Annotated in this window: 24 protein-coding genes and 1 pseudogene; 13 read left to right on the top strand and 12 right to left on the bottom strand. The window is 61.8% G+C overall.

What is annotated here, in order from left to right; translation table 11 throughout:
• Positions 1 to 11: 11 nt before the first annotated feature.
• The 3 genes from M1D88_RS01645 to M1D88_RS01635 all read right to left on the bottom strand — a co-directional run bounded on the left by M1D88_RS01645 (position 12) and on the right by M1D88_RS01635 (position 3989).
• A complete protein-coding gene (locus M1D88_RS01645; protein WP_458112889.1) occupies positions 12 to 386 on the bottom strand; it encodes a 4'-phosphopantetheinyl transferase superfamily protein in 375 nt (124 codons plus the stop codon).
• 481 nt (positions 387 to 867) lie between these two features.
• Positions 868 to 2775 (bottom strand): RICIN domain-containing protein, encoded by a 1908-nt coding sequence (locus M1D88_RS01640; RefSeq protein WP_458112888.1) that lies wholly within the window; start codon positions 2773 to 2775, stop codon positions 868 to 870.
• 356 nt (positions 2776 to 3131) lie between these two features.
• The gene (locus M1D88_RS01635) at positions 3132 to 3989 is read right to left on the bottom strand and encodes an SDR family oxidoreductase (RefSeq protein ID WP_458112887.1); all 858 of its coding nucleotides are present in this window, start codon (positions 3987 to 3989) and stop codon (positions 3132 to 3134) included.
• 125 nt (positions 3990 to 4114) lie between these two features.
• Here M1D88_RS01635 and M1D88_RS01630 point away from each other — a divergent pair, with 125 nt between their 5' ends.
• From M1D88_RS01630 to M1D88_RS01620, 3 genes are all read left to right on the top strand, one after another.
• Positions 4115 to 4519, top strand: coding sequence for a winged helix-turn-helix transcriptional regulator (locus M1D88_RS01630; RefSeq protein ID WP_458112886.1), 405 nt, complete (start codon positions 4115 to 4117; stop codon positions 4517 to 4519).
• Positions 4520 to 4635: 116 nt separating this feature from the next.
• Entirely contained in the window at positions 4636 to 5253 is a 618-nt protein-coding gene (locus tag M1D88_RS01625; protein ID WP_458112885.1) for a DUF6919 domain-containing protein, read from the top strand.
• Between the two features lie 145 nt (positions 5254 to 5398).
• The gene (locus M1D88_RS01620) at positions 5399 to 6556 is read left to right on the top strand and encodes an ABC transporter substrate-binding protein (protein ID WP_458112884.1); all 1158 of its coding nucleotides are present in this window, start codon (positions 5399 to 5401) and stop codon (positions 6554 to 6556) included.
• 132 nt (positions 6557 to 6688) lie between these two features.
• Here the strand turns inward: M1D88_RS01620 and M1D88_RS01615 are convergent, their stop codons facing one another.
• Complete coding sequence (locus tag M1D88_RS01615; RefSeq protein WP_458112883.1) at positions 6689 to 7126, bottom strand: hypothetical protein; 438 nt, start codon at positions 7124 to 7126, stop codon at positions 6689 to 6691.
• 223 nt (positions 7127 to 7349) lie between these two features.
• On the opposite strand from M1D88_RS01615, the gene M1D88_RS01610 reads away from it, so the two are divergent.
• The 4 genes from M1D88_RS01610 to M1D88_RS01595 all read left to right on the top strand — a co-directional run bounded on the left by M1D88_RS01610 (position 7350) and on the right by M1D88_RS01595 (position 10316).
• Positions 7350 to 8780 (top strand): TrkH family potassium uptake protein, encoded by a 1431-nt coding sequence (locus M1D88_RS01610; RefSeq protein WP_458112882.1) that lies wholly within the window; start codon positions 7350 to 7352, stop codon positions 8778 to 8780.
• On the top strand, positions 8773 to 9465 hold the full coding sequence (locus M1D88_RS01605) for a potassium channel family protein (protein WP_458112881.1): 693 nt from the start codon (positions 8773 to 8775) through the stop codon (positions 9463 to 9465). Before M1D88_RS01610 ends, M1D88_RS01605 begins: the two co-directional genes overlap by 8 nt.
• A 109-nt stretch (positions 9466 to 9574) precedes the next feature.
• A complete protein-coding gene (locus M1D88_RS01600; RefSeq protein ID WP_458112880.1) occupies positions 9575 to 9730 on the top strand; it encodes a hypothetical protein in 156 nt (51 codons plus the stop codon).
• A gap of 382 nt (positions 9731 to 10112) precedes the next feature.
• Positions 10113 to 10316, top strand: a complete 204-nt coding sequence (locus M1D88_RS01595) for a cold-shock protein (RefSeq protein WP_247043898.1) — start codon at positions 10113 to 10115, stop codon at positions 10314 to 10316.
• A 58-nt stretch (positions 10317 to 10374) separates the two neighbouring features.
• Here M1D88_RS01595 and M1D88_RS01590 read toward each other — a convergent pair whose 3' ends face one another.
• Complete coding sequence (locus tag M1D88_RS01590) at positions 10375 to 12444, bottom strand: hypothetical protein (RefSeq protein WP_458112879.1); 2070 nt, start codon at positions 12442 to 12444, stop codon at positions 10375 to 10377.
• A 449-nt stretch (positions 12445 to 12893) separates the two neighbouring features.
• Between M1D88_RS01590 and M1D88_RS01585 the strand changes: the two genes are divergently transcribed.
• Positions 12894 to 13598 carry a GntR family transcriptional regulator gene (locus M1D88_RS01585; protein WP_458112878.1) on the top strand — a complete coding sequence of 235 codons (705 nt, stop codon included), beginning with the start codon at positions 12894 to 12896 and terminating at the stop codon, positions 13596 to 13598.
• A gap of 50 nt (positions 13599 to 13648) precedes the next feature.
• Entirely contained in the window at positions 13649 to 15136 is a 1488-nt protein-coding gene (locus tag M1D88_RS01580; protein WP_458112877.1) for an NAD-dependent succinate-semialdehyde dehydrogenase, read from the top strand.
• A gap of 174 nt (positions 15137 to 15310) precedes the next feature.
• Here the strand turns inward: M1D88_RS01580 and M1D88_RS01575 are convergent, their stop codons facing one another.
• The 4 genes from M1D88_RS01575 to M1D88_RS01560 form a co-directional block, all read right to left on the bottom strand.
• Positions 15311 to 15862 (bottom strand): YdeI/OmpD-associated family protein, encoded by a 552-nt coding sequence (locus M1D88_RS01575; protein ID WP_458112876.1) that lies wholly within the window; start codon positions 15860 to 15862, stop codon positions 15311 to 15313.
• A gap of 1 nt (position 15863) precedes the next feature.
• On the bottom strand, positions 15864 to 16004 hold the full coding sequence (locus M1D88_RS01570; protein WP_458112875.1) for a VOC family protein: 141 nt from the start codon (positions 16002 to 16004) through the stop codon (positions 15864 to 15866).
• Positions 16005 to 16119: 115 nt separating this feature from the next.
• Positions 16120 to 17028 carry an AEC family transporter gene (locus M1D88_RS01565; RefSeq protein ID WP_458112874.1) on the bottom strand — a complete coding sequence of 303 codons (909 nt, stop codon included), beginning with the start codon at positions 17026 to 17028 and terminating at the stop codon, positions 16120 to 16122.
• Positions 17029 to 17042: 14 nt separating this feature from the next.
• A complete protein-coding gene (locus M1D88_RS01560) occupies positions 17043 to 17195 on the bottom strand; it encodes a hypothetical protein (protein WP_458112873.1) in 153 nt (50 codons plus the stop codon).
• Between the two features lie 52 nt (positions 17196 to 17247).
• Between M1D88_RS01560 and M1D88_RS01555 the strand changes: the two genes are divergently transcribed.
• Complete coding sequence (locus tag M1D88_RS01555) at positions 17248 to 17802, top strand: CGNR zinc finger domain-containing protein (protein ID WP_458112872.1); 555 nt, start codon at positions 17248 to 17250, stop codon at positions 17800 to 17802.
• A 58-nt stretch (positions 17803 to 17860) separates the two neighbouring features.
• Here M1D88_RS01555 and M1D88_RS01550 read toward each other — a convergent pair whose 3' ends face one another.
• The 3 genes and pseudogenes from M1D88_RS01550 to M1D88_RS01540 form a co-directional block, all read right to left on the bottom strand.
• On the bottom strand, positions 17861 to 18067 hold the full coding sequence (locus tag M1D88_RS01550) for a RidA family protein (RefSeq protein ID WP_458114603.1): 207 nt from the start codon (positions 18065 to 18067) through the stop codon (positions 17861 to 17863).
• Positions 18068 to 18124: 57 nt separating this feature from the next.
• A pseudogene (locus tag M1D88_RS01545) lies at positions 18125 to 18316 on the bottom strand (alanine racemase); the annotation flags it as partial.
• Between the two features lie 148 nt (positions 18317 to 18464).
• Entirely contained in the window at positions 18465 to 19181 is a 717-nt protein-coding gene (locus tag M1D88_RS01540; protein WP_458112871.1) for an SDR family oxidoreductase, read from the bottom strand.
• A gap of 658 nt (positions 19182 to 19839) precedes the next feature.
• On the opposite strand from M1D88_RS01540, the gene M1D88_RS01535 reads away from it, so the two are divergent.
• From M1D88_RS01535 to hpaE, 3 genes are read left to right on the top strand one after another with little or no spacing between them, the layout of a single operon-like run.
• Positions 19840 to 21312 (top strand): fumarylacetoacetate hydrolase family protein, encoded by a 1473-nt coding sequence (locus M1D88_RS01535; protein ID WP_458112870.1) that lies wholly within the window; start codon positions 19840 to 19842, stop codon positions 21310 to 21312.
• On the top strand, positions 21312 to 22016 hold the full coding sequence (locus M1D88_RS01530; RefSeq protein ID WP_458112869.1) for a GntR family transcriptional regulator: 705 nt from the start codon (positions 21312 to 21314) through the stop codon (positions 22014 to 22016). Before M1D88_RS01535 ends, M1D88_RS01530 begins: the two co-directional genes overlap by 1 nt.
• 50 nt (positions 22017 to 22066) lie before the next feature.
• Positions 22067 to 23608, top strand: a complete 1542-nt coding sequence (gene hpaE / locus M1D88_RS01525) for a 5-carboxymethyl-2-hydroxymuconate semialdehyde dehydrogenase (protein WP_458112868.1) — start codon at positions 22067 to 22069, stop codon at positions 23606 to 23608.
• Positions 23609 to 23654 lie beyond the last annotated feature (46 nt).

Raw genomic sequence — 23654 nt, 5'->3', positions numbered from 1 at the left:
GGCGAAATCGATCAGGGCCGGCCAGCAAGAGTTGCCAAAGCTGCGACGATTCCGGAGGGAAGCCCCAGCCGCTCGGGATCCAGATCAGCCAGTGAAACCCCCTCAAGCCGGTCCCCGGTTACGTCACATGATGCAGGGTCCCGTTCCAGCCCTTCGCCGATGGCCTTGACGAAGGCTTCCTTCCGCGCCCAGAGCCGTGCCCGCTGGCGATGCCCCTCGGCTGTCGTTCCCGATGTGAGGCCGCTGAGTTCGTGTGAAGTCAGGACAAGTGCGTCAAAGCCAGGGAATGCTGTCCTGCCGATCTTTTCCGCATCCACCCCAACCCCGCCCAGGGATCCGCCGCCAACGGCGCCGGCCAGAAGCACCCACCCGCTTGTGCGGCTCAAACTCAAAAGAGGGCCTGGATCCCCGCCCCTGAGGAGGTACCCCGGCCTGCCATGATCCGCTGTTTCGCCGCCGCAACGCGGGCATTGGAAGTCTGCCACCAATGTCTCGGGAGAAACGCCTGCCAGTTCAGCAGCGAAGAATCTCAAGGCCAGCCTCCCGGCCAGGAAGGCAGAAGCATCCGAAGGGTTAACAAAACGCCTGGCGCGCCGATGTTCTAAGTCGTCGAGCAGCGTCAATTCTGAAGCACTGGGCGCCTGCAGAGCTACCGCCCTGACTGCAACCCCTCCTAGCTCCGTATCGCGCACACTAGCCATTGTAAGGATCGACAATCGTCCCCAGGGGTCAGCCGCGCACCGGTTGTAACAGGATAAGTAGCCTCTGCTGACAGGGTCCGCCTGCAAGGCGAAAGGTCGGGGAGCACTTACGCTGCGCCCCGACCTCTCGGTGTTCTGCTGCTACCTCAGTTCCGTGGAGCGTCGCTTACGGGGTCACCCGAAATTGCTGGCAGGTGTTGTTCAAGTTGGACCACTGGTTTATGCGGGTTCCGTTGGCCAGGCCGCAGCCAGCCAGGTCAAGCAGCTTCCCACTGTGGGCAGCGACGAAGTTGATAGTGCCGTCCTGCCGGTGATCGATGCGCCATCTGGTTCCGTTTTCTGTGCAGGCAGTCTGGGCCACACCTGCTTCATCGGCCGTGCTGGACGCTGAAACGCCCAGGCAGAGGCTCGGCGCGGACTGGGGATGGATCTGGACGTACCCGCCTGCTGCCTGCGAGAAGCTCCACCGCTGGCAAGGGCTGCCAGACCACTCCCATTGCTGCAGCAACGCTCCGCTTGCCGTGGAGCAACCGGGAATATCAAAGGACTTACCGCTCGCCGCGGACACGATCCCTACGTTGCCGACAGGCCTTAGTGCCCACTGCTGGCAGGCGTTGCCCAGCGAGGCCCACAGCTGGACCTTGGATCCGGAGGCGACGGAACAGCCCGCGGCGTCAAGGACCTTCCCGCTGTTGCGGTTTGTCAGCGACGAGTAGCCGTCGACGGCGAAAGCGGGTCGCCACTCCTGGCAGGCGTTGGCCAGCCAAGACCATTGCCGCACCTGGGTTCCGTCGAGGGTGCCGCAGTTGGCAGCATCCAGAGATTTATTGCTGGATGCGCCCACCAGCCGGTAGTAACCATCCGCCGTGGAATCCAGCTTCCAGCTGCTTGCAGGATTGCCGGTACAGGTTGTCTGCACCAGGCCGGCACCGTCCCCGCCGGAACCGCCGCTGGCAGTGGCGCACAGGCCACTGTTGCGGTTGACGAGCTCATACGCGGCGCCGTTCACCGGCGTCGTGATGGGTCCTCTTTCTCCGCTGGGAACGCTGAGTTCGGTTGAGGTGGAAACCGGCTGCCCCAGCAGGGGACTTCCGTCAGCACCCCAGGAAACGGGCTGTGCCCGCGTAGAGCGGGTCGTGCCGCAGCCGTCTCCTGATGAATCGTTGCCGTGGTAGGCGTTCCACACCTGCGTACCGTCAGGGGATGTGAAGAAGTCGTTATGGCCTGGTCCGAAAACGCCGTTGGCTTTGCTGAAAATCGGATCGGCTCCCTTTGTCCAGGAGGCTGCAAGGACGGGGTCGCCGCCGTTATAGGTGAGCATGCCAAGTTTGTAGTCGGGGGTCCAGCAGCCGCTGGCTGAGTAGACGATGAAGGTCTTTCCGTCGCGCTGCAACGGGATGGGGCCCTCGTTGACTGCGCCTCCCGCGGTCTCCCAGCTCAAGGTGGGTTGGGACAGGATTTGTGCAGGCCCGGACACTGTCCAGGGGTTGGACATGCGTGCAATGTAATTGCTTTGGCGGCCGTCCGGAGCGGGGGCAAATTGCGACCAGACTGCGAACAGCTCGCCATTCAGCTGCAGGTACGCCCCGTCGATGTTCCATGCGGTGGTAGGGACGGGCTGACCTTTATAGGAGTAGGGCCCCAGCGGGTCGTCGCCTGAGCTTTCGAGCACGTGCAGGTGCTGGTTGTCGAAGTTCCCCGGCGTGCCCATGGTGTACATCAGGTACCAGCGCCAACCGTTGGGCCCCTGCAGCCTCTGCAGTTCCGGCGCCCACATGTTCGATGACCGGCCTGTGGCCGTATCGGAATAGACGACGACGGGGGTGGCCGTTTTGAGATTCGCCAAAGTAGGCGCCTTCCGCATGGTCACGACGCCGGACCAGGTGGTGGCTGCGGCGTAGTAGTTCCCGTTGTAATACTCAACGGTGGGATCGGCCTCGGTGAAGAGCGCGTTGGTAAAGGTGGGCTCACCCACACTTTGCGCTGGCGGGGTGAAGGGAAGGGCCGCAAGGCCAAAAACGAGGGCAGTGGCTGCGGAGGCAGCCGCGAGCCGGAGCAGTCGCTTCATGGCCATCAGGATGTGACACTGACACAGATACGGGCTGATGCCGGCTGAACCAACTGTGTACCGGGCGGAAAGTACGTTGAATAAAGCGCTGAACCGGACATCCTTGTCCTGCTTTCTCTTAGACCGTGAAATTGAATTGTGAGCGTTAACAACGCCGCGCTCAATCATCTACGGTGCCGCAGTTCCCGTCAAGGGGTGTGCCTGCGTTCTCGAGGCTCGCCCGCGCACCAGCTACGCAAACGGTCTGGGACGCGCAAACGGTCCAGGGTCACCCATATTTACGTGTCCTCGGACCGTATGCGCGTCATGCCAGCTCGGGCTTTGCTCTGCCTGGGGCACAGGGAGGACCCCGAGCCGAGGGATCAGGCCAGGCGGCCGAGTGCCTCCGTCAGCGGAACGGTCGGACGTCCCGTCAGCCGGGACAAGTCGCCTGTGACGGATGCCAGCTCGCCGTCGCGGATGTTTCCGTCGAGTGCCACGAGGAAGCCGGCCGTCTGTTCGTCCAGCCCTGCAGCCGTGAGGATTGCCAGGTGCTGGGCGGGATCCACAGCCTCGTAAGTCACCTCACGGCCCAGGACGGTGCCGATGGCTTCGGCAAGCTCTTCGAAATCCCAGGCGACATCACCCGTCAACTCGTAAACAGCGTTGTGGTGCCCGTCGGTCGTGAGGACGGCAGCCGCGGCGGCAGCGAAATCCGAGCGGGCCGCACTGGCCACTTTCCCGTCGCCGGCACTCGCCACAACCTTTCCGGTATGGCGGGCCTGCTCCAAGGCAGCTGCATAGTTCTCGGAGTACCAGCCGTTGCGAAGGATCGTGTAGGGAAGACCAGACGCAATGAGCGCTTCTTCCGTGGCCTTGTGCTCGGGCGCCAGGATGAGCGTTGTTGTGTCGGCCTTCGGTGCGCTCGTGTAGACGAGCTGGTCGACGCCGGCCTTCCGGGCGGCATTGATAACGTTGATGTGCTGCTCTACTCGCTTTCCCACCTCGCTACTGGAGACCAGGAGAACCCTGTCGCCAGTCTGCAAAGCTGCACCCAAAGATTCCGGCTCATTGAAATCGATCCGGGCTGTTCTGACGCCCTTCGCTTCGTAGTAGGCGGCCAGTTTTTCCTGGTCCCGGCCGGCGGCTACAAGCTCCTCCGGAGCTATGCCCAGGTCCAGCAGGCTGTCGATAACGAGTTTTCCGAGTTGTCCGGTAGCGCCGGTGATAACGATTGCCATGGGTACGTCTTCCTTTAGATAGGGGTCTCTTTCAAGCGATCCAACCGCTCGATCACACCTAACAACCTCGGGCATTTCCGGTACATTCCAAAACGCCTGTACGCACTTTTTGGTAAGCTCCTTTTATGCCCCTCAACCAGTTACGGAACATCCTGGCCGCCCCAGGCACCGAAAGTGTTATTGAAGGCTTTGCGGACAATGTGTTTGCGGAGCAGTGCCCGTCGAGGACTCTGCTTACCCACGTCACCAACAAGTGGGGAACCCTGGTCATTCTGGCACTGTCAGAAGGGACCCTCCGGTGGAGTGAGCTGTCGCGGATGGTGGGCGGAATCAGCGAAAAAATGCTGGCACAGACCCTCCGCACCCTCGAAGCCGACGGTGTGATCCGCCGCGACGCCCGGCCTGTTGTCCCGCCCTTCGTGGAGTACAGCCTGACCGACAGCGGCACCGAACTCAGCCGCCTGTTGATTCCGCTGGTCCAATGGGTAGCTGTACACGCGTCCGAGAATGCCCAGCTGCAAAATCCTTAGCGAGGACGCCGAAACGGCGTGTCGGCATGTGGCCAAATGCTGCACTAAATGGAGCAGGATAACGCGGTTCGTCAAGCCAAGTGCAACTTAAAGCCCATTCGCTCTAGGGTCGAATAATGAATGATTCCCGATTCACCACTGAACTGGACAGTCACGGAAGGCTCCTGCGGGACCGCGAAGTATGGCGCCAAGCCACAACTCTCGCCGCCGCCGGGGAGCTCACCGCCCGATGGCTTGAAGGCAACAGCCGCTACCAGGCCGGAACGTTTTCTCCGCAGATGGATGAGGAAACCCGGTCCATAGCTGCCGGGTTGGCGGAGCTCAACCGCAGCGGATTCTTCACCAAGGAATCCCAGCCGGGCCTCCTGCTGGATACCGGTCAGGCGCAACGTCAGTACGTAACAGGCTTCTGTTCTCCGGAAGCTGCGCGGCGCTTGCTTCAGCTTTCGACACATACGGAACTCATCGCCGTCGTCCATTCCCCCGGCGAGATGAGCCGCTCCGCTATACCCGTCACCGTCATCGACGGCGAAGTGGTCACCGTCCTGGGCACCAGTGAGAGCCCCATTGAGGCTGGACAGATGAGTGACTGGGCGGAGGAAAGCAACGACGCCCTGGCACTTCTGCTGGCTGAATCCTGGTACGTCGAGTTGCTCGACCCCATCTGGGGCCGGAACGACCGCCTGCTCCCTGCAGTAGTGAAAACAGTTAAAGAGACAGCCAACATTTTTTGACGGATTGGGTCTTTCGATGAACCTTCGAGACCTTCAGTGAAGGTCCAAGACTTCGGGTGAACGTCCAAGACCTGCACCTTTGTCAGCGGTCTGCGGCCCTACGTAATCTCGTTCCAACATCCAGCCGCATGATCGAAGGAACACCATGTCTACCCCTGAGAATGACCCAGGATCCACCCGGATCTCCGCAGACGAGCCTCGCACCCCCAAGCGTTCGCTTCGGTTCAAAGTCGCTGTCACTGTCGGATTGCTTGCCCTGGCCGGTGCCGGAGCCGCCGTCGCCACGACGGCGGCCGGCACCCCCCAGCCGGCCGCGAGCTCAGTGGGTTCAGGTCACGCTGACGAGCTAAGGCTCGGCTACTTTGGCAACATCACCCACGCTCCGGCGCTTTTGGGGGTCAACCAGGGCTTCATCCAGGAGAACCTTGGCTCCACCAAGCTCAGCACCCAGGTATTCAATGCCGGCCCTGCTGCCGTGGAGGCGCTCAATGCCGGCGCCATCGATGCGACGTACATCGGCCCCAATCCCGCCATCAACTCCTTCGTGAAGAGCGATGGAGAATCGATCAGCATCATTGCAGGTGCCGCTTCCGGTGGTGCGCAGTTGGTGGTCAAGCCGGATATCAAGTCGCCTGCCGATCTGAAGGGCAAGACGCTCGCGTCACCGCAACTGGGTGGGACGCAGGATGTTGCGTTGCGCTCGTGGCTTGCCCAACAGGGCTTCAAGACCAATCCCGACGGCGGCGGCGACGTGGCCATCAACCCCACCGAAAATGCCCAGACGCTGAAGCTCTTCCTCGACGGAAAGCTCGACGGCGCGTGGTTGCCGGAACCCTGGGCGTCACGATTGGTGCTCGACGCCGGGGCAAAAGTTTTGGTTGATGAAAAGGACCTTTGGGACGGCTCACTGTCCGCTAAGCCAGGCGAATTTCCCACAACGATCCTGATCGTGAACAAGAAATTTGCTGCCGAGCATCCTGAAACGGTCGAGGCCCTCCTCAAGGGCCATGTGCAGTCGGTGAAGTGGCTCAACGACACCCCCGTCCCCGAAAAAGCTGCCAAGTTGAATGCAGCGCTGGAAAAGGTGGCGGGGAAGGCGCTGCCCCAGAATGTTATTGACCGCTCCCTGCAGAACATCGACTTCACAGTGGACCCCCTGGCCGGGACTTACAAGAAGCTGCTCCAGGACGGTGTGGAAGCAGGCACCACGAAGCAGGCCGAAATCAACGGAATCTTTGACCTCACCACCCTGAACGGCGTCACAGGAGAAAAGACTTCGTCTGCAGGACTCGGCAAGGAATGACCTGAACGCGTTCGCGCGTCGAAGCATTTCCAGACAGCAATAAGGCAGATCCGGTGGTAACCATCCGCCGGATCTGCCTTATTGCTGCCGTCTTCCCGTCCTCTGCCCTCGCTCAGGGCGATTCAGGGGAAGTCAGTGTGCCTCAGGGGGCGTCCACGAATAATAGGGAATCTGGTCCTCGATCAAGGAATAGTGGAACACCACGCCTTCCGGTGTTTCCACGGACTCGACGAACTCGGCTGCCATCCATGAGCCGCCTGCAACGGCCTCGGCCCAGGCGTGGGCTTCCTCCCAGTGATGCTGCGAGATGCTGCCATCGCGGTGGAAGCGCAGGGCAACGGAAACGCCCAACCCGCTCGTTCCATTGCCGGACGTGCGAGCGACGAATCCGACTACGTCAACGGATACATCAGGGCTGGTGAGGGACCGCCGTCGCCACATCGCTGTTGCGGCACAGTCCAGGCCACCGGTCCCGATCTCCTGCCTGGAAAGCGCGTGGACTTGGTCGAGGAAGAGATCGAGCTCTTCCCGGCACTGACTCCAGATCCTGTGGGCCAAGCGTGTCATCATGGAACCTGTCCAATCGGGATCGGTGGCAATATGCCCCCAATCAATCATTCGGTTTGCTGCTTCTCAATGCCGTGCGACACCCATGGACTCGCGACGCAACATTGCTCAATTCATCGCAGTATGGGGTAACAAAGTGTGTTGCCTCAGCATCGTTCTTTCCCTCGGCGGAGCAGGACTCTGCTGCGATGCGAAGTTGCGTTCAGCGGGTGGTAGCGTGTCCGCTATGCGCCTTCTTTCCGCCACAAAGCGAAGCCTTGGCGCTCTAGGCGGAGGGTCCTTCCGTGCAGCTTTGAGGGCCAGAAGCCGTTTCAGGGACTTCTCAAGGGTGTTTGCACCCAGGCATCCGACCCAGGTGGTGGTGCTGGGATTTGCCGGCGCGATTGCGGTCGGCACAGGTTTACTGATGCTTCCCGCAGCCAAGGAAGGACCCGGCGGGGCCACCTTTCTGGAAGCCCTGTTCACCTCCACTTCCTCCGTTTGCGTAACAGGCCTCATCACGGTGGACACGCCGGTTTTTTGGTCGGTCTTCGGGCAGACGGTCATTCTCGTGCTGATTCAGCTCGGCGGGTTCGGCGTGATGTCGTTCGGTGCCCTGCTGGGGGTGCTCATGGCCCGCAGGCTGGGACTGCGGTCCAGGCTGCTTGCTGCAACCGAAACCAAGTCCGGAGGCCCCGGTGACGTGCGCCGCGTTATCCTCGGGGTCCTTGCCATCAGCCTCATCACTGAGGCGGCCCTGACCCTCATCCTGATGCTTCGGTTCATGAACGGATATGGCTACTCGGCGGGCGAGGCACTGTGGCATGGCGCTTTTCATTCCATATCCTCGTTCAACAACGCCGGGTTCGCCCTCTATTCGGACAATCTGATCAGCTTCGCCACCGACCCCTGGATCTGTCTGCCGATCGCTGCGGCCGTCATCATCGGAGGCCTCGGATTCCCCGTACTTTTTGAGCTGCGCCGCCAGTACCACAGGCCCATTCACTGGAGCATGAACACAAAGCTCGTCCTGTCCGGAACAGCGGTCCTCCTGGTTGCAGGTACAGCCTTCCTGACCGCCGTCGAATGGGACAATCCCGCAACGCTGGGTCCCATGCAGCCGGGGGAAAGGGTCCTTGCCGGTTTCTTCCAGTCCGTCATCACACGCACGGCGGGGTTCAACAGCGTCGATATCGCCCAGATGCATCCTGTGTCGTGGATGGGTATGGACATCCTGATGTTCATCGGCGGCGGCCCTGCGGGTACTGCGGGCGGCCTGAAGATCACCACCTTCGCCGTCCTGTTCTTTATCCTCACCACCGAGCTGCGCGGCAACACTGCGGTCAACATCTTTGGAAAACGGCTTTCGCGGGCGGTTCATCGGCAGGCAATCTCCGTGGTTCTGCTGGCTATCGCGCTGGTGGTTGGCTCCACAATGCTCCTCATGCTCATCACTGATTTCGGCATGGAGCGGATCCTGTTTGAGGTTGTCTCTGCCTTCGGCACGGTGGGGCTGTCCACCGGCATCACTGCATCGATGCCTCCCGTGGCCCAGATCGTACTAATCCTGCTTATGTTTGTCGGACGCCTCGGACCCGTAACTCTCGGAGTAGCGCTGGCCGTTCGAGAGCGGCCGGTACTCTACGAATACCCGAAGGAAAGGCCCCTCATTGGCTAAGAACATCTTCACCCGTCCCCCCGAGCGGCTGGCTCAGGCGGATTCAGTAGTCGTTATTGGGCTGGGCCGTTTCGGCGGCGCGCTGGCGCTTGAACTCGAAGCACAGGGAACCGAGGTCCTGGGCATCGATGCCAACGAGGAAATCGTCCAATCCTTCAACGGACGGCTAACCCATGTGGTCCGGGCCGACTCCACCAAAGAAGAAGTGCTCCGCCAACTCTCCGTGCACGAGTTTGACCGTGCCGTAGTGGGCATCGGCACGGACATCGAGGCCAGCATCCTGACCACATCACGCCTGCTCACCTTCAAGGGCCCCCAGATCTGGGCCAAGGCCATCAGCGAACCACATGCCGAAATCCTGGGCCAGCTGGGCGTGGAGCACGTCATCCGGCCCGAGCATGACATGGGCAAGCGGGTGGCCCACCTGGTCCGCGGCTCCATACTCGATTACGTCGAGTTCGAGGATGACTTCGTTATGATCCGCACAAGCCCGCCCTCCGTGGCACGCAACAGGCCACTTGGAGTTCTTGGCCTCAGGGACCAATACGGCATCACCATTGTTGCGGTGAAACGGCCAGGCGGAACCTGGGGGCACACAACAGCCCAGACGGTTCTTTACGACGACGATCAAATCATCGTGCAGGGCAGCAAGTCCCTGGCCGAGAAGTTCAGCACCCTCGCCTAACGAATGATCTGCACCTGGCTGGTAAACACCTAACACACTGCAGGGGGAGGGTCCATGGCTTCAAGAGGGACGTGCCCGATATCAACGGACTCGACGTCGCGGCCAAGAAATGAGTGATCAGTACGCAGGAATGGCAACAGGCGCCGCGGGATACCTGATGAAACCGTTCCGGCCCGTCCGACTCACATCGCTCGTGAACCAGCTCTGCCCCCAGGACAAAGTGCCCACTGCCGCTGTCCCCTCAGAAGTTTCCGCACCCGAATAGCCATCGGTTCAGAAGGCCCTCGCTGCCTGGGCCTAAGGTCCCAGCACGTTGCTCGGACTCTTCGGCGAACAACGTGCCGTTCGGATCCCTGAACTGATATGTGGGGTAGGAGCGCCGCCTCGGACCAATCTTCAAAACGGTCCCCCGGTTTCAGTCATCAAGAAGTACATCAGCTCGGATCCCTCTTTCCGCGAAAGAACTGCGCCGCGGCTTCTACAGCCTGGGCTCCGCATGTGATGCCCTTCTCAAAAAACAGAGCAAACCACACGCCCCTGACCTTGTACTCCCTGCCCTTCCCGGTATGTTTAGGGAAGGGCAGGGTATCCGCAGCCGTTGCCCCGCTGGTGTCGGCAGAGACAGATGTGAAGTTAAGGAAACAGACATGGCTACAGGAACAGTTAAGTGGTTCAACTCCGAAAAGGGTTTTGGCTTCATTGCCCCCGACGACGGGTCCCCGGACGTATTCGCCCACTACTCAGCTATTGCCAGCAGCGGCTACCGGTCACTTGAGGAGAACCAGAAAGTCGAATTCGACGTAACCCAGGGGCCGAAGGGCCCCCAGGCAGAGAACATCCGCCCCCTCTGACAACGCTGCTGTTTTAGGGCAATCTCTTAGGGGCAAGTTCCTTAGGCGCATATCCGCGTCAGTTTTGCACGCGGACGGTCACTTGGCAGTCCGCCGGAGTGTTGCCTTGGGTGCCAAGCGTCAGCACATGGCTCCAAGGCGCACCGCCAGCTTCAGAAGCCGGGATTGGGAGGGTCTCCACAGCACCCGGCTGCAACATGCCTTCGCCAACGTCCGATGCCGCGACCGGAGAGCCCGCAGTGTCTGGCCCGAGGGCAGTCCACTCGTACTTCAGGCCATCGCAGCCGGCACTTTCCGTGCCGAGACTGATCGAGTGCGCCGCGGTGGCGTCAATCAGCAATCGTGTCGGAGCGGGCTGCGTTCCCGCCCGGGTGGACCATGCCGCCAGTGTCTTCGCACTTGGCCCTTCGGTCCGGCGGTCCTGGTCAGTGAGTAGTGCAACCGCACCGGGCAGCCCCTGGACCTCATTTGCCGGCAGGTAGGGCCTGATTGCCGCGGCGAAGGCGAGGGCATCGGATTCCGGGATTACAAGGTGGACGACGTGGAGGTCTGCCAATTGCCCGGGAACTCCGGCGTCGAGGGGTTGCGACGATTTGATCCACTGCTGAGCCGCAGGCGAATCCAGGAACTCGTTGACTGCTTGCAGGTTTCGGTGTCCCTCAGGCAGGTCGGGAAGCCATTGCTTGGAGACGAGCACGGTACGTCCTTCATCGCCAATAAGCCCGGACCATGGCTGCGCATCCCGCAGGTCCACCTGAGGGAGCTGGTAGATGTCGGGGATCGGAAATCCGGCCTGTTGAACGTACGTCTGGAACAGCAGGCTTGAATTGAACGCAGTGGATGCGATCGGCACGAGGACCGGCCCATCGGTTTCAGACAGGGCCCGGACGGTATGGGCCACCTCGATGAGGTTGTCGAGATTCGTCTGAACGAATGGCGCAGTGGCGTTCGGGTACAAACCTGCCGGCAGCTGCGCCGCCGTATGGCGCAGCCCCGTCAGAGCCGGGGCCGGTGCATACATAAACGCGAAGAGCGCCACCGCGATGGCCAGCGCGACCCCCTTCCGGACAGCCAGTCGTATTCGGGGCACAATCCGCACTAGCCCTGCGAAGCCAAGCGCCATTAGCAGCGGCCACACATGCACTTGGTGGATGATTCCGGCCTGCTTCTGGACGAGCGCCCACAGCACCTCGGACACGGTCAGGAATGCGGCCACAAACACAGCGTTGCGTGTGACCGAAAGCGATGTCCTGCGGGCAATGACCACCGTAAGCGCCACTACGGCAGCGAGGGCAAGGACGAGCGCCACAAAGCCCCCGGCATAGGACAGGTTACTGGTCAGCGCATCCGTCAAGGTGGTCTGATAGCTGATGTAGAAGAGCGAGTTGTCGCGCGCGAAGATGGACGAAAGGGTCCCCGGGGTGAGCACTGCTGTGCCGGCAATTACTGCGCCCACAGCAAACAGCACCCGCAGGCTCAGCATCTCCTTGAGCAGGATTCGCCATCGTTCCGGCGGCCGCCGGTATCGGACGGCAGAGATCGCATAGGCAATGAGATAACACGCCACGACGGCCGCAAGATCGAAAAGGAAGTTCTTTTTCACCAGCAATGCCCCTGCCCCGACCACCAGCGCCCAGAAAAGAGTGGACCGGTGCATCGGACGGGACATGAGTATCCAGATCGCGGCAAGAATCAAAGACATCCCGATCAGGTCGGGCACACCCTGCACACACACGAGGAACGCCAGGGGATTCAGGCCGGCCACCAACACCATCCAGGGCGTAACCCGCAGTCCCAGAGTTCGGCAGGCGATCTTGGCCGTGAACACAGTCAATGGGAGCAAGCCGAGCAGGCCCATGCCGATCTCGTAAGGCACGCGGAGGTTGAGAACTCCGGGCGGCAACACCGCCAGCGGCAATGACCAGTACGGCGGATACTCGGTGAGCGATTGCACCCTCAGCCAGGTGTATAGGTCGTGCGGCCCACGGCGAAGGGCTTCGGAAGCGCCTATTGCCACTTCCTGGTAGCCGCGGGGGTCGTAGAAGTAAATGCGTTGCTCGCCCGCTACATATAGTGCCAGGATCGCCAGTACCGCGCCTAGAGGCAGCACCCAGGTAAGCAGAAACACTCGACGCGGGACAAGCCGACCGCTCGCGCTTGCCGTTCGGCGGAGCAGGCTGGGGACGCCCTCTCTCAGGTCTTGAAGCTGTTTCAGGGAAGAGACTATTGCCCTATTCCGCACCATATTTACTTCGGGATCCATTTCTTCCGGGAATCCCAACGCTATCAGCAGCTATGCAGCTGCCTTTAGAAGGCTACGTCCGCACCGGCACGATCACCGCCTAGGCATGTCTGGGCCGTGATACACGGCCTGGTCTGCCGATCGAAGCGTGGTGGCGGTAGCGCGTGATTCAGCTGTGCCGGGATTCCGGCGCAAAGCGGGGGGATGCCCCGCTGGAGACCTGAATCCACTCTGACTTGGCGCGTTGCAAATTGTTGACTGTTTACAGTTTTGTCCTTACTGTTATCAAAAAGACGTCGACGGCGACCGAAGGCATGAGAGGACGGGCACTGCACGTGGCACCTCAAATAGTGGAGTTCCAGTCAAAAGTCACCGCGGACCTCATCGCTGAGTATCTGCGTGAGCGGATCCTCGACGGGACATTCGCGCCCTCCTCAAACATCAATGAAGTACAACTCGCCGCCCATCTGAACATCAGCCGGGGACCGCTCCGCGAAGCCGTCCAGCGGCTTGTGCAGGAAGGACTCCTCCTCTGCACACGCAACTACGGCACCTCCGTTGTGGACCTTGGGCCGGCGGACATCGAGGACATCTACAAGGCGCGCATGGCGATCGAACTGGAGGCCGGCCGCCTCGTCCTCCAGGAAGATACTGCTGAGCTGGCCGCCAAACTGAACACGGTCCTTGAAAGCATGCACAATGCTTTGGAGGAGGACAGGTGGCAGGACGTGGCCGCCGAGGACGTCAAGTTCCACCAAACCATCGTGCAGGCTACCGGCAGCCCCCGGCTGGAAAGAATGTTCTCAACCCTGGCGGCCGAAACCCTGCTGTGCATCCGCCAGTTCCGACACATTCACGGACGCAGGGAAACCGTTCTCGAACAGCACCGCCGTCTACAGGACTCTATCCGGACGCGTGATGAAGCCAGCTACCTCACCGAGATCGAATGGCACCTGAAGAACTCCGTCCCCATGTTGGAAGCAGCGCGAAAGCACGCAATTCCTGATCTCGTGCCAATACCGGCTGCCAACGCCAACTAACAAGCCACAGAGCCATCCAACGAGCAATCCATTACCGAAAGAGAGAACCAATGAGCCTCGTTTCCGACGTCACTACGCCCCTGATTGCGGCAGACCCCGACAGCCTCCGGCAGGCAGACGCCGTCATCCGATCCATCAATCTCCCCAGCTCCGGCATCGCAGTCCAGGATCCTGCCACGGCCGAGACCATAGCCCATGTCCCCGACCATGATGTTGAGGCTGCACTGCAGGCTGTGGGGAAGGCCGACGCGGCAGGAGCTGACTGGGCAACGAGCAGCCTCCGCCAGCGCGCCGACGTGCTGCACGCCTGGTACGACAAGCTCGTTGCACACACCGAAGATCTGGCACACCTGATTTCGCGCGAAATGGGCAAGCCGCTCGCGGAGGCCCGCGGCGAGGTCAAGTACGGTACCGACTTCGTCCGATGGTACGCCGAGGAAGCAGTCCGCCCCGCAGGAAACTTCCGGGAAACCCCTGACGGCGGAGCAAGCCTGCTGACACGCCGCTCCCCCGTAGGCCTGGCCGTGCTGATCACCCCGTGGAACTTTCCCCTGGCCATGGCAACCCGGAAGATCGCACCGGCCCTGGCAGCAGGCTGCCCCGTGGTCATCAAACCCGCCACCCTCACGCCCCTGACCACCTACTTCGCGGTCCAGCTCGCCATTGAAGCAGGAGTGCCCGAAGACCTGATCCAGGTCATCACCACCTCAAAGTCAGGCGCATTCAGCGAAGCCGTCCTGACTGACCCGCGCGTCCGGAAGGTCTCCTTCACCGGCTCAACCCCGGTGGGCCGCCAGCTCCTGAAGCTTGCCTCCCAGAATGTTCTCCGCAGCTCCATGGAACTCGGCGGCAACGCACCGCTTATCGTCTTCAACGACGCCGACCTTCAGCGGGCAGTGGACGGAACCTTCGCAGCGAAGCTCCGCAACGGCGGGCAGTCCTGCATCGGCGCCAACCGCATCTACGTCCAGGACGGGATAGCGGATGACTTCGTGGGCGCACTCACCGAACGCTTCGCCCAGATAACCGTCGGAAGCGGCCTCGGAAAGCAGACCGGGCTCGGCGCACTCATCGATGACCGTGCCGTAGCCCAAATGCAGGCCTACACCGACAACGCCGTCGCCCTCGGAGCAACACTGCTCACCGGCGGCCACGGCTACGACTCGCCCGGCAACTTCTTTGCCCCGACCGTGCTGGACCGGGTCACGGAAGACTCCGACGTCGCCCAGTCCGAGATCTTCGGCCCCATTGCCGCGATCCAGCGGTTCAGCTCAGAAGCCGAGGCAGTCACCCGGGCCAACGCGACCGAATTCGGCCTCGCAGGCTATGTCTTCACCGAGAACCTCGACCGCGCCCTCAACGTCGCCGATCGTCTCGAGACAGGCATCGTAGGCATCAACCAAGGCGTACCGTCCAACGCTGGCGCCCCGTTCGGAGGCGTCAAGCAGTCAGGCCTTGGACGTGAAGGAAGCGCCGAGGGCCTCGAAGAGTACGAAAACATCCGCTTCTACAACGTGGCGCGACGCGAGACTGCCTAGCAAAAGTTGCCAGGACGCGCATACGGTCCGGGGACACCTGAATATGCGTGTCCCTGGACCGTTTGCGCGTCCCTGGACCGTTTGCGCGTCCCTGGACCGTTTGCGCGTCCCCGGGCCTAGACTTCGCCTGTTCGCAGTTTTGCCGATCGTGTGCCCCGGCTGTGCACCCGGAGGCTAGTCCCGCCGGGCCAGTCTCGCCATCTCGCGGGCCATAATCTTGGCTCGGGACTCCGGAGTGCGTGCCTTAAGCAGCGGCAGGATCACGGCGTACCGCTCGGATCGTCCCAGCTTCTCAAAAGCAGCGTTCGCTGCCGCATCGGCGGCCAGGGCCTCCGCGAAACCGGGAGGGACGACGGCGGTGCGTTGAGACTCATAGGCAGCCTCCCACCGCCCATCAGCAATAGCAGCCTCGATCTCCGCGAATCCGGACTGTTGCATCCGCCCGGCCGCTATCAGTTCCTCGGCCTTAGCCACGTTGACCCTCGACCAAGAGCTCCTCGCCCGGCGTCGCGAGTAGCGCTGGAGGAATGACACGTCGTCGTGGGACTTGCGCTGGCCATCGATCCATCCGTGGCAAAGAGCGACGTCGAGCGCTTCCTCGATGGTGATCAGAGCCGTCCCCGAACGGCGCTTACCGATCAGCAGCCAGGCTTCAATCTGTTCATGCCGGTTGGCCCCGAGCCAGGACTCCCATTCTGCGGCGTCGCGGAACTCGAGGGCCTCCACGTCACTTCTCCCCGTGCGCAGTGATCGGCTGGTACTCCGTGGCGCCCATCGATTGCAACCGCTCCACAGTGGCCTCGAGGTCGTCCACATGCCAGTGCATTAGGGCCCCTCCGCGCATGATGGTGAATCCTCGCAGGCTCATTGTGTCGTTCCCTTCCCCGGAAACCAAGATGATGTGTATTTGCGTACCCTATGACGAGGAACCGGCAGAATGCACGCACTTACCGAAAAACCGCGTATGGACTCAGGACCTCCAGCTACGCGGTGAATGATGTGATGAGGAACAGAAGGCCGGGCAGGTAAAACACCCCTGTGATGGTTTGCAGCGTAATGGTTGATGCCATCAAGGAAGAGTCTCCCCCGAGTGCCTTGGCCATGACGTACGCCGAGGATGCCGTGGGCAGGGCCAGGAAGAGGACGACGATGCCCGCCGGCGGCCCGGCCAACCCCAACAGCAGGCATCCTGCGACGGCGATTGCCGGCAGTACCAGGAATTTGATGGCGGACGCGTAGGCGATGGGGAGAACATTGCGCCCGATGTTGTTGACTTGGAGTCCTGCACCGACGCAGAGAAGTCCAAGGGGCAGAGATGCGCTGCCGAGCGCGCGGACAAGTTCTGCAATCCCTACCGGGAGTCCGACGCCGGTGAGGTTGAGGACGATTCCGGCGGCGCACGCCAGGATCAGCGGATTCGTACAGATGCTGCGGAAGGTTCCCGTGGCGGACAGCGGATTGCGCGCGTGGCGGGCAAAGACGATGGTGCAGAGAACGTTCACCAACGGGACGAGAATTGCGTTGGTGATCGCCGCCAGGGCCACTCCTTGTTCACCATAGAGGATGACGGCAATGGAGAGCCCGAGATAGTTGTTGAAGCGGATGCTTCCCTGCACCACTGAGGTAACGGCCGGCCCGTCAAAGCGGAATCTCCGCTGCACCAGGGCCAGGGCCAGGGCAGTCACGATGACCGATCCGGCCAGAACCGGAGCCATCGTGCCAATCGGCAAGTCGGCCAGTTCGGTGGTCGCCGTCCCGTTAATGAACAGGGCGGGTAGGAGTACGAAGTAGCAAAGCTTTTCAGCCTGAGGCCAAAACTCGGGGGTGAGGAAAGTCCTCGTCTTCATTGCGAAGCCGCCACCGATTAATCCCAGCATTGGAAGCAATGCCAACAGGCTGTGGGCTATCACAGGACTTTGTAGTTCACGACGGCGGCCAGGAGGGTTTCGGTGGCCTCCCTTAACTGCATCGTGTGGGCGCCGCAGCGGCAGTGGGAATAGGTGACGGTTCCGGAAGACGTGGAGTGCTCGGATTGGATTTGCCAGTGATGTTCATGCATAAATCCAGCATCCTGTAATGGGTTGGTGCCGTTCAACCATTACACTAGAGGGATGGCCTACAGTCACGAAAATCAGGTGGGAGCCCAGCTGGCCGCCGCTCTGGTCAACGCCCCGGAAGGGCAGAACCTGGAAGCGCTGCTGCAGGACTTCAACATTCGCGAACCCATGCTGGACGCCAAGGCGGAGCAGGGTCTGCACACGTGGGCGGGCGAACTCAGACCAGCCTTTGCCGCCCAAAACGTGGATGAAAGATGCACCGCAATCAATTCCCTCCTTGATAGCGTCGCCGGCACCATCTCCTTGACCACCCATGACGGTTCCCGCCCCCACCTCCACCTTTTCCCTGAAGGCGATGACGTCCTGTCACGAGTCAAGGCTGTCACGGCGGGTGGCCTGGCCCTGTTCATAGCCTGGAGCGGCGGCGAACGGATCGGCAGCTGCGCACGGGCGACCTGCTTCAAAGCATTCGTGGACAATTCAAAGGCCGGACGGCAGCGGTACTGCAGCGCCCGGTGTGGAAACACCGATGCCGTAGCCAGGCACCGGCAGGCTGCTAATAAGGATGCTTCCCGCCCCATCCAACGAGCTGTCCAAACATCTCGTTAACCACAGCTGGCACTCGCAGGAACCACGGGTGCCAGCTGATGTATTTGAGGCCTAATGCCTACCGGGTTGCGGTGATTTCGGCTTCGAACTTGCAGTCCCGGGCGAGGCTTGCGACGCCTACGGTGGCCCTGACCGGAGGGTTTACGGAGAAGACCTCGCGGAAGATCTTCTCCATCTCGGCGAAGTCTGCCCAGTCGGTGAGGTAGCAGACGCACCGTACGACGTCCTGGAGGCCGAGTCCGACGTCGGTGAGCAGCTTTTCCACGCTGGCGATTCCCGCCGGGATGCCCTGCGCGGCGAAGGACGCGATGGCCTCTTCAACTGCACGCACCTCGTCAGCGGCCCATCCCCGGCGAGCGTCGCGGGATTTGCCGGCATGCCCGGGGTAGGTGAAGATCCCGGCAACATCCAGGCCCAGCCGAATCCATTCGGCAGCGAGCTCCCCGGCTTCCTGCGGGCGAACCTCGCCCCGGCGGGCTCCGTCGATCTCCACCAGCACGCGCAGGGGCCGCGGCGATCCCTCGGTGGCAAGCTGACACCGCTGTTTGCTACGAAGTCCTGCATCCGCTTGATGTTTGCGGCAATGACGTCACGGTCAATAAAGACCGCCGGAGTCTCTATCCCGCTTGGCGGCTGGAGCAGTGCCTGTTCCAGTTGGGTGTTCACCATGGCAGCGGCGAACGCTCGAAAAAGAAGCCGCCGGAAGGGCCCCCATCAGGCAAGGTGGCCAGCCAGACGGGAGTATCGGCACCACGCTCGACGGTTTGCGTCGCCTTGGGGCTCATGTCGGTCCGCGTGTAGCCGGGCGACGCTGCGTTGACCAGGACACCCTCGCCACGAACCTCAGCCGCGAGGACAACGGTCAACATGTTCAGCGCAGCTTTCGAGATCCGGTAGGCGGGAGATTCTGCATCGCCGGTCAGTCCCAGGGAGGCCATGTTGCTGGTCAGGTTAACGATCCGGCCATAGCCGGCAGCCCGCATGTGCGGCAATACAGCTCCGGCACACGCCCAGGCACCAATCAGGTTGGTATCCAAGGTTTCCCTGATCTTCTCGAAGCCGGGATCGGAAGGCACATGCTCCGGCCCGTCGATGGCAATCCCTGCATTGTTGACAAGTACGTCGATCCGGCCGAACTCCTCGATCACCTCCAGAACAGCCCGCTGGACCGAACCGGGGTCCGTGACGTCAAGTTCGACGGCGGAGCTGGAGTAGCCCTGCTCCTCCAGTTGCCCTGCCGCCTTTTCCCCGGCGCCATTGTTCCTTGCACCCAGAACAACGTGGTGGCCGTGACCCGCGAGCTGCCGGGCTATCTCCAGCCCGATCCCGCGGTTGCCTCCCGTAATGAGGGCGACTTTGCCCTTCTGTTGAGAACTCATGCGTTTTCCTTTACAGCCCGAGGAGCTTATTGACTCGTCGAGGGAGTTGACGGTGGTGTAGTTGTAGGCGGGGCTGTGGGGATCGTAGCCGCCTGCTCTGCCGTGTACACAGCGTGGAAATCTGCGCCCAGCGGGGGAACGGATGATGAGCTTGTAGTTTTCACCCATGGTCTTCAGTGGCTCGATGACGCCATCGTGGGCTCCCCACGTCCTCAGAGCGGCGCCGAACTGCTTCCCCCGGCGTCCTCATTGGGTTCGATATTTCATTTCCTGAGACGCGGTTCCGTGCATCATGGACCACCTGCTCGTAAGGGTAGTAGTCGCGGCACACCTGGCGTAGCGGAACTATCGCCAATCGCGCATGAAGGATTTATTTGCTCTTCGGGTACACGGCCTGCAAGGAGGGGACGGGTCGCCGCCTCAGTCTGGTAGTTGATGAGGGTGCCGTAGCAGCCGAAGGAAACGTGCTCGGGCCGGAAGCTGGGGATTGTCATACCGCGACTCTAGGGAGGTGATTGTTAACAGTCAACAGTTTCAGCAGATCAAAGGTGATGAGAATCATTACTGCGTAGCCATTTATCCTTTCCCTCTTGACGACAAGCGCCAAAGGGGAGACTATGTTTCGTATACGATTTCATACTCGATGAGGAGAGAACCTGTGCAGCAGGTCAATGGCGACACGCTAGGCTCAGCCCGGAAGGTCATCGCTGTGCATTTGAACTACCCCAGCCGTGCCGCCCAGCGCGGACGTATCCCGGCCCAGCCTTCCTACTTCCTCAAGCCGCCGTCTTCCCTGGCCCTTGGCTCGCCCGATACTCCGGGAACTGTCGAGCGGCCTGCCGGTTGCGAGCTCCTCGGCTACGAAGGTGAAATCGCGCTGGTGATCGGCAAGCCCGCCCGCCGCGTCAGCCTTGAGGACGCCTGGAGCCACGTCGAATGGGTGACTGCGAGCAATGACCTTGGTGTGTACGACCTCCGGTATGCGGATAAGGGCTCCAACGTCCGGTCCAAAGGCGGAGATGGCTTCACCCCCGTTGGCCCGGGCCTCATTCCCGCCGAGGCAGTGAAGCCCACACAACTCCGCATCCGAACCTGGCACAACGGGGAGCTCATCCAGGAGGACACCACAGCGCATCTGTTGTTCCCGTTTGCCCGCCTGATCGCAGACCTTTCGCAGCTGCTCACCCTAGAGCCCGGGGACATCATCCTCACGGGGACGCCGGCGGGGGCCTCTGTTGCGGTGCCGGGCGACGTCGTCGAGGTTGAAGTGGATTCCCCTCAAACGGGGCACAGCAGCGGGCGCCTCACCACAACCGTTACGCAGGGAACGACGCCGTTCGCGGACTTCGGCGCCCAGCCCAGGACCGATGACGTTCAGCGTGAGGAAGCCTACGGCTCCAGGGCAGCCGCCGGCCTGCCGGAACTAAAATCCGTGCTGACTCCGGAGCTAAAGAAGAAGCTCGAAAGCGTTGCCACAGCCACGCTTTCCTCTCAACTGCGGAAACGGGGCCTTAACAACGTCAGCATCGACGGGCTGCAGGCCACCCATCCGGACCGGCGCGTGGTTGGCCTCGCCCGCACGCTTCGCTACGTGCCGAACAGGGAGGACCTCTTCGAGGCCCACGGCGGCGGTTTCAATGCCCAGAAAAGGGCCATCGACTCGGTGAATGACGGGGAAATCCTGGTCATGGAAGCGCGCGGAGAAAAGGGCACGGGAACGATCGGCGACATCCTCGCTCTCCGCGCCCAGATACGCGGTGCGGCTGCCATCATTACCGACGGCGGCGTGCGGGACTTCTCGGCTGTGGCAGGACTGGAAATGCCCACGTACTTCGCCAATCCACACCCGGCAGTGCTGGGCCGGAAACACATCCCCTGGGACACGGACATCACCATCGCGTGCGGTGGCACCACCGTTCAGCCGGGTGACATCATCGTGGCAGATTCGGACGGCATCCTGGTGATCCCGCCGTCGCTCGCCGAAGATCTTGTTGAAGACTGCATCGCCCAGGAGAAAGAGGAGGCGTTCATTTTCGAGATGGTCAAGCAGGGGAACAGTGTGGATGGCCTGTACCCGCTCAACGCGGAATGGCGCCGTAAATATGAAGCATGGGAAGCAGGCAAGGTCTGATGACTGAAACCCCCACCGCCGCCACGGCTGTAATCACAGGCAGCAATACGGCCACCGCCACAGGCAGCAAGTCCCAGCAGGCCTACGACGCAGTCAAAGCGCGGATTGTTGATGGCACCTACTCCCCCGGCTATCGCCTGGTGCTCGCCAAAATCGCGGACAACCTTGGAGTCAGCGTGGTCCCTGTCCGCGAGGCCATCCGCCGGCTCGAAGCCGAAGGACTGGTGACTTTCGAGCGGAACGTGGGCGCTACCGTTTCCGGCATCGATCCCACCGAATACCTCTACACCATGCAGACCCTGAGCATCGTGGAGGGTGCGGCCACTGCCCTGTCGGCTCCGCTCATCGGCAGAACGGACATTGAGCGAGCCCGTGCGGTGAACGCGGAGATGCGCGAGTGCCTGGAACACTTCGATCCTGTCCGCTTCACCCTGTTGAACCAGGAGTTCCACAGTGTCCTGTTCGAGCACTGCCCCAACCCGCACATCCTTGATTTGGTTCACCGAGGCTGGAACCGCTTAGCTTCCCTCCGGTCCTCCACCTTCCGTTTCGTGCCTGGCCGCGCCCACGACTCCGTGGATGAACACGAAGCCCTGCTCCGGCTCATCGAGTCCGGCGCGAGCCCTGACGACATCGAAAAGGCCGCCCGCCTGCACCGCTCCGCCACCCTGGACGCGTACCTGAGCCAGGCCAAAAACATCTGACCAGCTTCCCCACCGGAGGCAAAGACCCGCAAAGCAGTAAGGAAACAACAATGACGTTCACTGCAGAAGAAACCAAAGCCCATTACGTGCCGCAGGATCTGCCCGCGCACATTCAGCACTACATCAACGGCCAGTTCGTGGATTCCGTCGGCGGCAAGACCTTCGACGTCCTGGATCCGGTGTCCAACCGGAACTACGCGACTGCCGCAGCCGGGCAGAAAGAGGACATCGACCTCGCGGTCGCAGCAGCCCGCGAGGCGTTCACCAACGGCCCGTGGCCGAAGATGAAGCCCCGTGAGCGCGCCAGGGTCCTGAACAAAATCGCCGACGCCGTTGAAGCCCAGGAGGGACGGCTTGCCGAACTGGAGACGTTCGACACGGGCCTGCCGATCACCCAGGCGAAGGGCCAGGCCCTCCGTGCGGCCGAGAACTTCCGTTTCTTCGCGGACCTGATCGTGGCGCAGTTCGACGACGCGATGAAGGTGCCCGGCTCGCAGATCAACTACGTGAACCGCAAGCCGATCGGCGTCGCCGGCCTCATTACGCCGTGGAACACGCCGTTCATGCTGGAGTCCTGGAAGCTCGCCCCGGCGCTGGCCACCGGGAATACGGTGGTTCTCAAGCCGGCTGAGTTCACTCCGCTCTCGGCATCGCTGTGGGCGCAGATCTTCAAGGATGCAGGCCTGCCGGACGGCGTCTTCAACTTGGTCAATGGCCTCGGCGAGGAAGCCGGCGATGCCTTGGTGAAGCACCCGGACGTGCCGTTGATTTCGTTCACTGGCGAGACCACTACCGGTCAGACGATCTTCCGCAACGCTGCGGCCAACCTCAAGGGCCTCTCCATGGAGCTCGGCGGAAAATCGCCTTGTGTGGTGTTCGCCGACGCCGATCTGGATGCCGCCATCGACTCCGCCCTGTTCGGCGTCTTCTCCCTCAACGGCGAGCGCTGCACCGCAGGGTCCCGGATCCTGGTGGAGCGCCCCGTGTACGACGAGTTCTGCGAAAAGTACGCCGCCCGCGCGAAGAACATCGTCGTCGGCGATCCTCACGACCCCAAAACCGAGGTCGGCGCCCTGGTCCACCCGGAGCATTACGACAAAGTGGCGTCCTACGTGGAGATCGGCAAGTCCGAAGGTCGGCTTTTGGCCGGCGGCGGACGGCCGGAGCACCTGCCCGAAGGCAACTACATCGCCCCGACAGTCTTCGCTGATGTCTCCCCCGACGCGCGGATCTTCCAGGAGGAGATCTTCGGTCCCGTCGTAGCCATCACCCCGTTTGAGAACGACGACGAGGCGCTGGCTCTGGCGAACAACACCCGTTACGGCCTGGCTGCTTACATCTGGACGCAGAACCTGACCCGGGCACATAACTTCTCCCAGAACGTCGAGGCCGGAATGGTGTGGCTGAACAGCCACAACGTCCGCGACCTCCGCACCCCCTTCGGCGGAGTGAAGGCCTCAGGCCTGGGCCACGAGGGCGGCTACCGCTCCATCGATTTCTACACCGACCAGCAGGCCGTCCACATCACCCTCGGCTCTGTTCACACTCCTAAGTTCGGCAGCATCGAAGCCTCGGCCGCCAACGAGGGCTAGCCTGTACGGCTGCCGTCCCCTACCTCCTCAAAGAAGAGAGAATCAC

The organism is Arthrobacter sp. R1-13, assembly GCF_054161475.1.
This window is presented reverse-complemented; position numbering and strand designations above follow the sequence as displayed.

Excerpts from the sequence above, each read along its gene's own strand:
- M1D88_RS01600 (WP_458112880.1), top strand. The coding sequence starts at position 9,575 with ATGAGTGATCAGTACGCAGGAATGGCAACAGGCGCCGCGGGATACCTG.
- hpaE (WP_458112868.1), top strand. The coding sequence starts at position 22,067 with ATGACGTTCACTGCAGAAGAAACCAAAGCCCATTACGTGCCGCAGGAT.
- M1D88_RS01555 (WP_458112872.1), top strand. The coding sequence starts at position 17,248 with ATGGCCTACAGTCACGAAAATCAGGTGGGAGCCCAGCTGGCCGCCGCT.
- M1D88_RS01560 (WP_458112873.1), bottom strand. The coding sequence starts at position 17,195 with ATGCATGAACATCACTGGCAAATCCAATCCGAGCACTCCACGTCTTCC.
- M1D88_RS01635 (WP_458112887.1), bottom strand. The coding sequence starts at position 3,989 with ATGGCAATCGTTATCACCGGCGCTACCGGACAACTCGGAAAACTCGTT.
- M1D88_RS01640 (WP_458112888.1), bottom strand. The coding sequence starts at position 2,775 with ATGGCCATGAAGCGACTGCTCCGGCTCGCGGCTGCCTCCGCAGCCACT.
- M1D88_RS01530 (WP_458112869.1), top strand. The coding sequence starts at position 21,312 with ATGACTGAAACCCCCACCGCCGCCACGGCTGTAATCACAGGCAGCAAT.
- M1D88_RS01570 (WP_458112875.1), bottom strand. The coding sequence starts at position 16,004 with ATGAGCCTGCGAGGATTCACCATCATGCGCGGAGGGGCCCTAATGCAC.
- M1D88_RS01610 (WP_458112882.1), top strand. The coding sequence starts at position 7,350 with ATGCGCCTTCTTTCCGCCACAAAGCGAAGCCTTGGCGCTCTAGGCGGA.
- M1D88_RS01615 (WP_458112883.1), bottom strand. The coding sequence starts at position 7,126 with ATGATGACACGCTTGGCCCACAGGATCTGGAGTCAGTGCCGGGAAGAG.
- M1D88_RS01540 (WP_458112871.1), bottom strand. The coding sequence starts at position 19,181 with ATGAGTTCTCAACAGAAGGGCAAAGTCGCCCTCATTACGGGAGGCAAC.
- M1D88_RS01625 (WP_458112885.1), top strand. The coding sequence starts at position 4,636 with ATGAATGATTCCCGATTCACCACTGAACTGGACAGTCACGGAAGGCTC.
- M1D88_RS01580 (WP_458112877.1), top strand. The coding sequence starts at position 13,649 with ATGAGCCTCGTTTCCGACGTCACTACGCCCCTGATTGCGGCAGACCCC.
- M1D88_RS01620 (WP_458112884.1), top strand. The coding sequence starts at position 5,399 with ATGTCTACCCCTGAGAATGACCCAGGATCCACCCGGATCTCCGCAGAC.
- M1D88_RS01595 (WP_247043898.1), top strand. The coding sequence starts at position 10,113 with ATGGCTACAGGAACAGTTAAGTGGTTCAACTCCGAAAAGGGTTTTGGC.
- M1D88_RS01630 (WP_458112886.1), top strand. The coding sequence starts at position 4,115 with ATGCCCCTCAACCAGTTACGGAACATCCTGGCCGCCCCAGGCACCGAA.